This is a genomic window from Paracoccus tegillarcae (assembly GCF_002847305.1).
In the GTDB taxonomy this organism is placed as follows: domain Bacteria; phylum Pseudomonadota; class Alphaproteobacteria; order Rhodobacterales; family Rhodobacteraceae; genus Paracoccus; species Paracoccus tegillarcae.
The window spans coordinates 907,415-919,258 of sequence record NZ_CP025408.1; the positions used below are offsets into that span (position 1 = coordinate 907,415).

The window sequence follows — 11,844 nt, forward strand, 5'->3', positions numbered from 1 at the left end:
GGGCCAAGGCGCAGAAAAACGCGCGGACCAAGCTAAATAGCCTGTCTGATCGGACAGGATTTTCAGGGTCGCGCTATCCTTGGAATCGGAACCCGGCTAATCAACAAGAGCCTTCGGTGTTTGGCAGCGTGTCGTCTGTTTTTAGTTCGTTTTTGTTTTGATGGATCCAGAGTTTTGCGATTCCTCAGTGAAGCCACGCGTCGTTCGATCCTGAACGACCCCACCGAAGGCCCTTCATCCGCCCTTGATGCACTGCAGGACCTGCTGTTCGACGGTCCGGGTGACTGTCATGTTCTGGTCGATGCCTCGCATCATCCGCAACTGGCCGATATGATCACGACAACAGCGGCGCGGGCATCCTGTCTTTACAACGGCGAGGCTGCGGCAAAATGGGGCCATGTCGCGCCATGGCTGCTGACCGTGACGCCGGACGAACAGATCCTGCGTCGGCTTTTGCGGCGCGGCAAGGCGGAATGGATGCTATGGGATCGCGCGCCTGCGGTGTTCTTGCGCAGCGCCTCGGATCACCAACAACTGGTCCAGCACTTCCGCCGTTTCGTCAAACGCCGCAACGAGGCAGGCGATTGGCTGTTCTTTCGGTTTCAGGACCCGATGGTCCTGTCCCGATACCTGACCGAGATTGCCGACTGGCCCCAGCGGCTGAACGATATCTTTCTGCCCCGGAACGGCCAGCCGATCACGCGCATCGTCACCCCTGATCCGGCAGCCAACAGCGTCACGATCTTTGAGCCCAGACTGGATGCCAAGGAACTGCACGATCCGCCCTCGCCCGCCGCACCCGGCACTTTGACCGCGCGCGAACAGGCGATCTTTGCGGGCTCGGCGCGCGCAAAGGCCAGGCGGCAGATTGCAGACTGGCTGCTGCGTCTGGACGAGCCGCGCTTTGGCAGGATGGGGCCGGAGGCGCGGCTTGCCCTGACCGATCATGCGCTGTCCGAGGCCAGGCGTTTCAACATGCGGTTCGCCGAAGAGGTCTGCTGGCTGCTTTACGCGATGAGCTATTTCGGCAGCTGGTGTTTCCACTCGGCGCGATACGGCGATCTGATCGCAGCCGCGTCAGCCGACGGCCAGCGCGGCCTGAAACTGTCGAAAGCCATCAGGCGGCAGGCAAAGCTGCAGTTTGGCGATGCGGGTGAATGGCAGGACGGCATTCGCCAGACCCGCGCGCGGGTGCTTGATCTCTACAAGGCGCGCGGATGGAATGGTCTTGACCGCCACGCCGCGACAGCCGTGATCCTGCCCGATGGCCGCGCCAACCCCGAGGCGGCCAGCATCGAGAAGATGTTGGACCAGCAGGACGATAGCTGCATCGCGGCAAATCTGAGGACAGAGCCCGCGCTGGCGGCGGCGCGGATCCTTGCCAATGACCTTGGGCTGAACTTTATCAGCGATCCGCTGCGCCCCGAATTCGCCGGGATCATCGCCCGCGCCGGGTCCACCGAACAGGGCCTGCGCCAGATTTTCGAACATGCCCTCTTTGGCGAACAGCGCGAGGCCGCGAAAGGCAATGACGACGACTATTGGCAGATACCCCGCAACGCCGCGGCAGCAGAAATGACCTCATCATGAGCGATACGCCCCCGAGCGCCGGTGAAGGTCTGCCCGTCCAGCCGGACCTGTCCCTGCCCTCGCAGCCAAGGATAAATCTGCCCTCCAGCCCGCCCCTGCCCGAGCTGCCCGAAGATCCGCCAGCCACATCGCTGGCCGATTGCGCGCCCTGTTGCGGGTTTTCGGCGTCCACGAGGTTCAGTTCGATCGCCGATGATGTCTATTTCTCGAACCCGATCGACTATTGGGCGATGGAAAACAGAGGTCATATCAGCGTCGCGGAACCCGCCGCCCCCAATGCTGTGGTCGTCAAGAAAACCGTCAGTCTGACCTATCAGATGGGGGCAAATGCGACCGATCATAGTGCGAGGATACTGACAGAACTGTCGGATGCTTTCAGTGAATGGGAACGCGTCGCGTCCTCTGCGCGCGTTCGCGTGAAAATGATTGGTTGCCCGGACAAGGATCTGCGCATCCTGCTGCAACACGAGATCGTTCCAAGTGGTGGTGACATCATTATTCGCGTCGACAACACGCCCGTTCCGCCAGATCCGAACGACGAACTTCGAAGCTATGTCGATGGGGGGACGGATATGACCCACTATCTGAACGGCGGCGACAGCTGGGTCATGGTGCACGAGATCGGTCATACGATCGGGTTGGGCGATGAATACCTTTATGAAAGCCCATCGACGACAGAGCCGGTGATCACCGTTTACGGGCATGATATGAATGATTTTGTCCTCACCATACCTTATGCTGGACAACATCCTGTCGATCCTGCCGCGCCTGCGGGAAAAGCGCCTTTGCATTTCTTTGAAAACCCGACAGTGATGGGCCAATACGGAAACATGACCTTTCGGACATACATGTATTACTGGGTCGCTTATGAAACCTCGCAGGCTTTGGCCTCTGACGGCCGATTGAACGGTGTCTATATTGTTTAAGATCAAAATCGCGGCGTTGCTGTACTTCATCGCCATGTCTCAATCGGGAGAAGCGAGCATGTTCGCAGATTGCAAGGTGGCGCCCCAGGTCATGGCGCGGCAAGAACAGGCCGGGCTGCGGTTCGAACTGGTTTCCGTCCCGCGTGTCTGCGTCGATGACAGCGACCCAAGCGATATCTATGAGCAGGCCGCGACACTGCGCGTCACCAATGCCTCAAGTTCCGCCCAAAGCCTGTCTTTCAAAGGTGGCTCTGCCGGTCATTTCACCTTTGGTGTCTCGGGCTATGCCCCCGCCGAGTTGCCCGAGCGCGTTGCAAATATCTCGTACGGACCGCTGAACCCGTCCAAACGCACGCAAGAGCGGCTGGACCTTGATCCCGGCCAAAGCGGTATCATCACCGGGCGCAGCACCTATATCCTGAAAATCATCGACGCCGCGCGGCGCGACATGGCTGCATTGGGGCAACCGCGCGATGACAGCGATGTCGTGGATTACCGGGTGGATTACGGCTATCGGGTGCAAAACCGCGATGGCCAAAGCGTCGAGGGCGCGTTTTCGCAGCCGCTTGCGATCTGGATTAAACGCCGACCACCTGCGCGGCAGGACTGATCCCGGCGGTCGCCGCGGCCTCTGGCGCCCGCTGCATTTGCAGCTTATGCAAATCACATGAAAGCGATCCCCGATCCCAACAGTGATTCGCCGCGCGGACTGGCCTTTGCCATCGGCGCCTATGTGCTGTGGGGCTTTCTGCCGATCTATATGAAGTCGCTGGCGGCGCTTGGCCCGTTCGAGATCATCGCCCATCGGATCATCTGGTCGCTGCCGGTCGCTGCCGTCGTGCTGCTATGGCAGCACCGCAGCGCCGAGGTGCTGACCGCGTTGCGCACGCCGCGCCTCTTGGCAATGGCTGCGCTGACCGCCTGCCTGATCACCGCCAACTGGCTGATCTATGTCTGGGCCGTCATCAATGACCGGGCGATCGAGGCCGCCCTGGGCTATTACATCAACCCGCTGTTCAGCATCTTTCTGGGCGCGGTTTTGCTGGGCGAACGGCTGAACCGCATGCAAAAACTGGCGGTCGCGCTGGCCGCGCTGGCAGTGATCATCCTGACGCTGGATGCCGGCAAGCTGCCGCTGGTGGCAATTGGCCTGACCTTTTCCTGGGGCATCTACGCCTATTGCAAGAAAAGCCTGCCGCTTGGGCCGAACCAGGGCTTTACCCTTGAAGTGCTGATGCTGACGCCGCTTGCGCTTGGCTATGTCATCTGGCTGCAAGCGTCGGGCCAAGGCCACTTTACCGAAAGCAGCACCACCATGCTGTTGCTGCTGGGCTGCGGTCCGGTCACGGCAATCCCGCTGATGCTGTATGCCAACGGGGCCAAGCTGGTGCGCCTGTCGACCATCGGCGTGCTGCAATATATCGCGCCGACCATGATCTTTCTGACAGCGGTCTTTGTCTTTGGAGAGCCCTTCGGCGGCGCCCAACTGATCGCCTTTCCGCTGATCTGGATGGCGTTGATCATCTATTCGATCACCCTCATCCGCGAGGCCGGCCGCCGCCGCAAAAGCCGCCGGGATCTGGCCAGCCATCGCGCGCAATAGCGGCGCGTCAGACGATCAGATCGAGCTGTTCAAAGCGCGTCACATCGATGATGCCCTTGTCCGATATCCGCAATTCCGGGATCACCACCAGCGCCAGCAGCGAATGCTGCATATAGGCGTTGTTCATGCCGTTGCCGCACTGGCCGATCGCATCCATCACCGCCAGCGTGTCACGGGCGACCTCGGGTGCGGGCTGGTCTGACATCAACCCGGCAATCGGCAGCGCCACGGTGGCCAGTTCATCGCCGTCGCGAAACACGGTCACCCCGCCGCCGATCTGCGCCAGATGCGCCGTCGCCGACGCCATGCAATCGCGACAGGTGCCCACCACGATCATGTGGTGGCTGTCATGCGCCACGGTCGAGGCCACCGCCATCCGCCCCTGATAGCCAAAACCGCTGACAAACCCGTTCACCACGCCGCCCGTGCCGCGATGGCGTTCGACCAGCGCGATATGGCAGACCTCGCCCTCGGGTTCGATCATGCCGTCGCGCACCGGCAGATCCGCCGTCAGGGCTCGGGTCGGGGCCTGGTTCTCGACCACACCGATAACCCGGACTGTGGCGTTGTTCGCCCCGTCGGGCGCGGTCACGGCAAAATCGTCGGCCGCCAGTTCACGGCCCAGATGAACCGAGGCGCGGCTGTCCTGCGGCCAGTCGATCAGCGGGCAGTCGACCAGCAATTCGCCGTCTTTTGCCACGACCTGTCCCTGCGCGATCACCAGTTCGACCGGCAAGTCCGTCAGATCCGAGGTCAGGATCACATCGGCCCGCCGCCCCGGCGTCAGGCTGCCCAATTCGCGCTCCAGCCCGAAATGCGTGGCGGTGTTCAGCGTGGCCATCTGGATCGCCACCACCGGATCGCAGCCGCATTCAATCGCATGACGGATGACCCGGTTCATGTGACCGTCATTGACCAATGTGCCGGAATGGCTGTCATCGGTGCACAGGATGAAACCGCGCGGGTCCAGCCCCTTTTCGGTGATCGCGGTGATCTGCGCTTCGACGTCATACCAGGCGCTGCCAAGCCGCATCATCGTCGACATGCCCTGCCGGGCGCGGGCGATGCCCTGCGCCTCTGTCGTCGTTTCGTGATCATCCGCCGCGCCACCCGCGACATAGGCGGCAAAGGGTCGGCCCAGATCGGGACTGGCGTAGTGACCGCCAACCGTCTTGCCCGCGGCCCGCGTGGCGGCGATCTCGGCCAGCATCTGGCGGTCGCCCGCGGCCACGCCGGGAAAATTCATCATCTCGCCCAGCCCGATGGTGCCGTCCCAGCCCATTGCCTCGGCAACCTCGTCTTCGGTGATCTCATGGCCGGTGGTTTCCAGACCCGGCGCCGAGGGCGCGCAGGATGGCATCTGCGTGAACATGCTGATCGGCTGGATCACGGATTCGTCGCGCATCAGGCGCACACCGCGCAGGCCAAAGACATTGGCGATCTCATGGGGATCGTGAAAGATCGTCGTGGTCCCGTGCGGAATGACCGCAGCGGCGAAACCGGCTGGCGTCAGCATTCCCGATTCGACATGCATATGCGCATCACAAAAGCCCGGCAGCATATAGCGCCCCTGCGCCTCGATCACCTGGGTATCGGGGCCGATATTGGCGCTGGCATCCTCGATCACGCAGGCGATGCGGCCATCGGCAATGGCGAGATCGCGCCCCTCGATCACCTCGCGCGTGTGGACATTGACCCATACCCCACCGCGAATGACCAGATCGGCGGGCGCGCGACCTGCGGCGACTTCGACCAGACGTGCCTGAGCCTTGATCCAGGGTAACAACATGCGCGAACCTCCTTTGCGTTCGGGATAGAATGCGGCAGGCTGCGGGCCAAGGAAAGAGGGTGAACCGGGATGGAGTGGCAGGCCGACGGTACGGTGATCGCGCGGCGGGCACATGGCGAGAATGCGGTCATCATCGAGGTGATGACGACCGAATATGGCCGCCATGCCGGGCTGGTGCCGGGGGGCGCCTCGCGCAAGCGCGCCGCCATGCTGCAACCGGGGACCCGGCTATCGCTGCGCTGGCGGGCGCGGCTGGACGATCAGCTGGGCACCTTTACGGTCGAGCCGGATCAGGCACGGCCCGGACTGCTGGCCGATCCGCTGGCGCTGGCCGGGCTGAACGCGGTCTGCGCGCTGCTGGCCTATGCCCTGCCCGAACGCGACCCCCATCCCCGGCTTGCCGTTTCGACCGAGGCATTACTGGACCGGATGGACACCGAGACGGGTTGGGCCGAGGATTATCTGCGGTGGGAAATGCAGTTGCTGGACGAGATGGGCTTTGGCCTCGATCTGTCCGATTGCGCAGTGACGGGCGCGCACGAGGGGTTGGCCTATGTCAGCCCGCGTACAGGCCGGGCGGTCAGTCGCGCCGGTGCCGGGCAATGGGCGGACCGGCTGCTGCCCTTGCCTGCGCTGCTGGGCGGCGCTGGCGACAATCGCGGCGACGGCATTGCCGAGGGTCTGGCGATCACCGGGCATTTTCTGGACACAAGGCTGGCACAAGAGCTGGTCGGCAAGCCTCTGCCAGCCGCCCGCGCGCGCTTGCTGCGGCGGCTGGAAGCTTAGTGTTGCCAGAGACTATTCGCCGCCCGGATGATCGGTTTCCGGGGCATGCGGCTCGAATACCAGTTCGGGGCCGGCGCCGGTGATCGTCAGGCGGTCATTGCTGAACGAGGCCGCATCAGCAGCCGTCAGCGCATCGAAAAAGGCCTGATCGCGCTGCATCCGGTCACCGATACAGGCGCGGCGCGTCACCGCAAGTGGCCCGATCTGCAACGCGGGCAGCACACCTGACTGCGAACCGCTATAGCGATTGCAGAACCCACCGCCGGCCACTTGGCCATCCTGCAGCAGCATGGTGACGTGATAGCTTTCGACATCGTCGCCGCCGATGCTGAGCAGTTGATAATCGCCCAAAGGCGGTGCGTTGCCTGATGCGGTCACAGGGGCCTCGCAACCCGCCAGAATCGCCAGGCCAATGACGGCTGCGCCGATTTTTGCATAGCGCGCCATCTTACAGCGGGCGCCCGGGTTCAAACTGCATGTAGGTCGGGCCCTTCACCAGCAGCACGCCGCCGCTGTAATCCGCGCTGGTCGCCTGACGCATTGCGTTGAAGAAACGCTGTTCCAGAGCCGATTCATTGCACGGCGCCGCGGTCGGCACGAAACTCGACACCTGAATGGCCGGCAGCGTGGCCGCGTTGGTCGCGGTAAAGCTGTTGCAGGGTCCGCTGCCGATGATCTGGTTTTCGGTAAAGCGAATCGCCATGTTCCGCTCGGGCGCGGCATCCTGACCGATGCCGACCATGTAATAGCTTTCCAGCGGCACATTGCCTTCGACAGTGGCGTTGGCAGTGGCGGCAGGTTCGCAGGCGGCAAGGCCCAAAAGAGCGGTCGCGGCAATAGCGGCAGGGCGGATCATGGCAGTGTCCTCGTTCAGGCGTAACTTTTGTGACGATGCAACGTCTTACACGGAAAAACGTTCCATGACAGCCCTGATCGCGCAGCCGTGTCCGATCGTCAGCCCAAAAGGCGCCGCGCGATCACCTGTGCCTGAATTTCAGCCGCACCCTCGAAGATGTTCAGAATGCGGGCATCGCAGAGCACCCGGCTGATCTGATATTCCAGCGCAAAGCCGTTTCCGCCGTGGATTTGCAGGGCATTGTCTGCTGCGGCCCAGGCCACGCGCGCACCCAGCAGTTTGGCCATCCCGGCCTCCAGATCGCAGCGATGGCCGTTATCCTTTTCCCATGCGCTGAAATAGGTCAGCTGACGGGCGATCATGATTTCCACGGCGGTCAGCGCAAGCTTGTCGGCGACGCGCGGAAAATGGATCAGCGATTTGCCGAACTGCTTGCGATCCAGCGCATATTGCAGCCCCAGTTCCAGCGCATTCTGCGCCACGCCAATGGCGCGCGCCGCGGTCTGGATGCGTGCCGATTCAAAGGTTTGCATCAATTGCTTGAAACCCTGCCCGGTCACGCGGCCCAGCAGGTTCTCGCCCTTGACCTCGAACCCGTCAAAGGCAAGTTCGTATTCCTTCATGCCGCGATAGCCCAGGACCTCGATCTCGCCGCCGGTCATGCCGGGGGTTGGGAAAGGCTCGGCATCGGTGCCGGGTGTTTTCTCGGCGATGAACATCGACAGGCCGCGATAATCGGTGGTGTCGGGTTCGGTCCGCGCCAGCAGCGTCATGATATGCGTGCGCGCGGCATGGGTGATCCAGGTCTTGTTGCCGGTGACGGTCCAATTGTCGCCATCCTTCACCGCGCGGGTCCGCAGGCTGCCCAGATCGCTGCCGGTATTGGGTTCGGTAAAGACGGCTGTGGGCAGAATTTCCCCGCTGGCCAGTTTCGGCAACCACTGTTCTTTCTGCTCGTCCGTGCCGCCGCCGATGATCAGTTCCGCCGCGATCTCGCTGCGGGTGCCAAGGCTGCCCACACCGATATAGCCGCGCGACAGTTCCTCGCTGACGACGACCATGGCGGCCTTGGACATGCCCAGCCCGCCCAGTTCCTCGGGAATGGTCAGGCCGAATACGCCCAGTTCGGCCAATTCATTGATGATCTCGATCGGGATCAACTCGTCCTTGAGGTGCCAGTCATGCGCATGGGGGACGACCTTGTCGTCGGTCCAGCGGCGAAACTGGTCGCGGATCATTTCCAGATCTTCGTCCAGCCCTGAGGCGCCAAAGGTCGCGCTGCCGCGATTATCGGCGATCAGTTCGGCAAGCCGGGCGCGGGCCTGCGGCGTATTGCCGGCCATCAGCGCGCGCGCGGCATCCGACGGCTGCCATTCCACGTCCAGATCGCTGAGGCGGGCGAATTCGGTCTGGCTCATCGGGATGCCGCCGGCGATCTGCGTCAGGTATTCGCCGACGCCGATTTGCAGGATCAGATCCTCTAGCTCGCCTGAGACGCGGCCCGACCACGCGGACAATTGCCGGATCGCCTCGACATAGGTGGCCAGCCACGACAGCGCGTGGGCGCCATGCTGATGCGTTTCCAAAAGCGCGGGATCGACCTTGCCCTCGGGCGCGACCTGATCGCGAAGCGCCTGCTGGGCGCGGGCTTTCAGATCATCCAGTTCGGACAGGATCGCGTCTGTTTGCTGAGCCATGTCTTTCATCGATTCGTCCTTTTGCGGCATTGCAGCATCCCTAGGCTCTTTGCAGTTGCAGCGCAACTATAATGCTAATTAAAGCATAATTGCGACCGAAAGTGTCGCAGTGATTTCTCGCCGTTTTGCAGATCGCCACCGCCAAACAAACCGACTTGCACATTCCGCAACCACGGATCAGCGTTGCCGCCATGTTCGGGTTGGAAATCTGGCAGTTCTGGGCGGCGGTCGGGGTCACGTTTTTCGCGGGTTTCGTGAAAGGTGCCATCGGCTTTGCCATGCCGATGATCATGCTGTCGGCCTTTGGGTCCTTTCTGCCAGCAACCACCGCACTTGGCGCGCTGATTCTGCCGACGCTGCTGACCAACATCCAGCAGGCCTTTCGTCAGGGACGGCGCGAGGCCTGGCAATCGGCGTGGAATTTTCGCTGGCACATCGCGATGGTGGTGATCTTTATCTGCGTCTCGGCGGCCTTTGCGACGGCCATACCGCAGGGGATCATGTATGCCCTGCTGGGTGTGCCGATCGTGGGCTTTGCGCTGTGGCAATTGTCGGGGCGGCCGTTGAAACTGCAGGTCGATCACCGGCGCAGGGCCGAGGTCGTGACCGGGACCATCGGCGGCCTTTATGGCGGGATCTCGGGCATCTGGGGGCCGCCGGCCATTGTGCTGCTGCTGTCGCTTGGCGTGGACAAACGCGAACAGGTGCGCGTTCAGGGGGTGATTTTCCTGCTGGGGGCGATTGTTCTGACGGTGGCGCATCTGTTTTCGGGCGTGTTGAATGCGCAGACGGTGCCGCTATCGGCGATCCTGTGCATTCCCGCGTTTCTGGGGATGCAGCTTGGCTTTGCCTTGCAGGACCGGATGGATGTGGTGCAATTTCGGCGCTGGACCCTGATCCTGCTTGTCTTGACAGGCTTGAACCTGATCCGCCGCGCCTTTGATTTCTGGAGTTGAAATGACCACCGACCCCGCAGACCTGACCGCCCGCCTGATCCAATGTCCCTCGGTAACGCCGGAAGAAGGCGGCGCGCTGGTGCTGCTGGGCGATCTGCTGACAGAGGCAGGTTTCGAGGTCACCCGCGTGGACCGCAACGGCACGCCGAACCTGTTTGCGCGATGGGGCGCCAAGGGCACCAATACCCTGACCCTCGGGTTCAACGGCCATACCGATGTGGTGCCGCCGGGCGATCTGGGCTCTTGGACCCATCCCCCGTTCAGCGGTCATGTCGAAGACGGCGTGATCTGGGGGCGCGGTGCGACGGACATGAAATCCGGCGTTGCGGCCTTTGTCGCCGCAGCGATTGATTTTGTCACCGATACACCGCCCGATGGCGCCGTGATCCTGACCATCACCGGCGACGAGGAAGGTGGCGGCAAGGACGGCACCATCGCACTGCTGGACTGGATGGCCGCCAATGGCGAGCGGATGGATGTCTGCATCGTGGGCGAGCCGTCGAACCCCGATGTGTTCGGTGAAATGATCAAGATCGGCCGGCGCGGGTCGATGACCTTCGACATCACCGCCAAAGGCGTGCAGGGCCACGCGGCCTATCCGCATCGGGCAAAGAACCCGCTGCATGCGCTGACCGCCTATCTGAACGATCTGATCGAAGCGCCGCTGGATGAGGGGACCGCCCATTTCGACCCGACAGGCCTGCAAATCACCAGCATCGACTGCGGCAACCCGGCCTCGAACGTGATCCCGGAAAAGGCGACGGCCGTTGTGAATATCCGCTTTAATGACGCGCATACATCGGAGGGCCTGACCCGTGATCTGACCGACAGGGCCGCACGTGTCAGTGCCGAAACCGGCGTCGAGATCAGTCTGCGCGTGGATGTGTCTGGCGAAAGCTTTCTGACCCAGCCCGGACCCTTCGTTGATCTGGTGCGAGATGTTGTGCTGAAGGAAACCGGCATCAACCCGGTTCTGTCGACCACCGGCGGCACCTCGGACGCGCGCTTCGTCAAGGATCATTGCCCGGTTCTGGAATTCGGGCTGGTGGGGCAGTTCATGCATCAGGTGGATGAACGCGTCCCGGCCCAGCAGGTGCACGACCTGAAATCGGTTTATCAGCGCATTTTGGAAAGATTTTTCGAATGAGAATCGAACTGACCGAAGACATCGCCGCCTGCCACGCCATCCGCCGCGCCGTGTTCATCGACGAACAGGGCATAGACGACGCGGATGAATGGGACGATCTGGACGAAAAGGCCGTGCATCTGCTGGCCTGGCAGGACGGCGAGCCGGTCGGCACGGCGCGGATCCTGCTGAAGGGCAGCATCGGGCGGATCGGCAGGATTTGCGTCATGCCAGAGGCACGCGGCACCGGCCTGGGGCGGATGCTGTTGAAGGCGTCGATGGATGTGCTGCGATCGCGCCAGGGGATTTCGCAGGCAATGCTGAGCGCGCAGGTTCAAGCGATCGGCTTTTATCAAAAGCTGGGCTTTGAGGTGGCGGGCGATGTCTATGACGACGCCGGTATTGCGCATCAGGAAATGATCCGCGATCTGTGACAGGCTGGCCGCTACAGGATGCGGCTGCATCTTGGATCTGATTTTTTCCCGCTGTGCGCGGATCTCAGCTGTGCTAACAGG

At 62.3% G+C, this 11,844-nt stretch carries 12 protein-coding genes; 8 read left to right on the forward strand and 4 right to left on the reverse strand.

What is annotated here, in order from left to right:
- The first annotated feature begins 174 nt into the window (after nt 1-174).
- From CUV01_RS04580 to rarD, 4 genes are read left to right on the forward strand one after another with little or no spacing between them, the layout of a single operon-like run.
- Complete coding sequence (locus CUV01_RS04580) at nt 175-1,590, forward strand: DUF4123 domain-containing protein (protein ID WP_101459426.1); 1,416 nt, start codon at nt 175-177, stop codon at nt 1,588-1,590.
- Nucleotides 1,587-2,516 (forward strand): hypothetical protein, encoded by a 930-nt coding sequence (locus CUV01_RS04585; protein WP_101459427.1) that lies wholly within the window; start codon nt 1,587-1,589, stop codon nt 2,514-2,516. The genes CUV01_RS04580 and CUV01_RS04585 overlap by 4 nt, the downstream gene beginning before the upstream one ends.
- Entirely contained in the window at nt 2,509-3,126 is a 618-nt protein-coding gene (locus CUV01_RS04590) for a hypothetical protein (protein ID WP_101459428.1), read from the forward strand. Before CUV01_RS04585 ends, CUV01_RS04590 begins: the two co-directional genes overlap by 8 nt.
- A gap of 57 nt (nt 3,127-3,183) precedes the next feature.
- On the forward strand, nt 3,184-4,119 hold the full coding sequence (gene rarD, locus CUV01_RS04595; RefSeq protein WP_101459429.1) for an EamA family transporter RarD: 936 nt from the start codon (nt 3,184-3,186) through the stop codon (nt 4,117-4,119).
- Between the two features lie 7 nt (nt 4,120-4,126).
- On the opposite strand, the gene CUV01_RS04600 is transcribed toward rarD, so the two are convergent.
- Nucleotides 4,127-5,908, reverse strand: coding sequence for an adenine deaminase (locus CUV01_RS04600; protein ID WP_101459430.1), 1,782 nt, complete (start codon nt 5,906-5,908; stop codon nt 4,127-4,129).
- A gap of 69 nt (nt 5,909-5,977) precedes the next feature.
- Between CUV01_RS04600 and recO the strand changes: the two genes are divergently transcribed.
- Complete coding sequence (gene recO, locus CUV01_RS04605; protein ID WP_101459431.1) at nt 5,978-6,694, forward strand: DNA repair protein RecO; 717 nt, start codon at nt 5,978-5,980, stop codon at nt 6,692-6,694.
- A gap of 12 nt (nt 6,695-6,706) precedes the next feature.
- Here recO and CUV01_RS04610 read toward each other — a convergent pair whose 3' ends face one another.
- The 3 genes from CUV01_RS04610 to CUV01_RS04620 form a co-directional block, all read right to left on the reverse strand.
- Entirely contained in the window at nt 6,707-7,141 is a 435-nt protein-coding gene (locus CUV01_RS04610) for an META domain-containing protein (RefSeq protein ID WP_101459432.1), read from the reverse strand.
- A 1-nt stretch (nt 7,142) separates the two neighbouring features.
- A complete protein-coding gene (locus CUV01_RS04615; RefSeq protein ID WP_101459433.1) occupies nt 7,143-7,550 on the reverse strand; it encodes an META domain-containing protein in 408 nt (135 codons plus the stop codon).
- 98 nt (nt 7,551-7,648) lie between these two features.
- Nucleotides 7,649-9,256, reverse strand: coding sequence for an acyl-CoA dehydrogenase family protein (locus CUV01_RS04620; RefSeq protein ID WP_422385862.1), 1,608 nt, complete (start codon nt 9,254-9,256; stop codon nt 7,649-7,651).
- A 146-nt stretch (nt 9,257-9,402) separates the two neighbouring features.
- Between CUV01_RS04620 and CUV01_RS04625 the strand changes: the two genes are divergently transcribed.
- From CUV01_RS04625 to CUV01_RS04635, 3 genes are read left to right on the forward strand one after another with little or no spacing between them, the layout of a single operon-like run.
- Nucleotides 9,403-10,203 (forward strand): sulfite exporter TauE/SafE family protein, encoded by an 801-nt coding sequence (locus tag CUV01_RS04625; RefSeq protein WP_232962514.1) that lies wholly within the window; start codon nt 9,403-9,405, stop codon nt 10,201-10,203.
- Nucleotide 10,204: 1 nt separating this feature from the next.
- Complete coding sequence (gene dapE / locus CUV01_RS04630) at nt 10,205-11,350, forward strand: succinyl-diaminopimelate desuccinylase (RefSeq protein WP_101459435.1); 1,146 nt, start codon at nt 10,205-10,207, stop codon at nt 11,348-11,350.
- Nucleotides 11,347-11,763: a GNAT family N-acetyltransferase gene (locus CUV01_RS04635; protein ID WP_101459436.1), complete on the forward strand. Its 417-nt coding sequence runs from the start codon at nt 11,347-11,349 to the stop codon at nt 11,761-11,763. Before dapE ends, CUV01_RS04635 begins: the two co-directional genes overlap by 4 nt.
- The last annotated feature ends 81 nt before the right edge of the window (nt 11,764-11,844 follow it).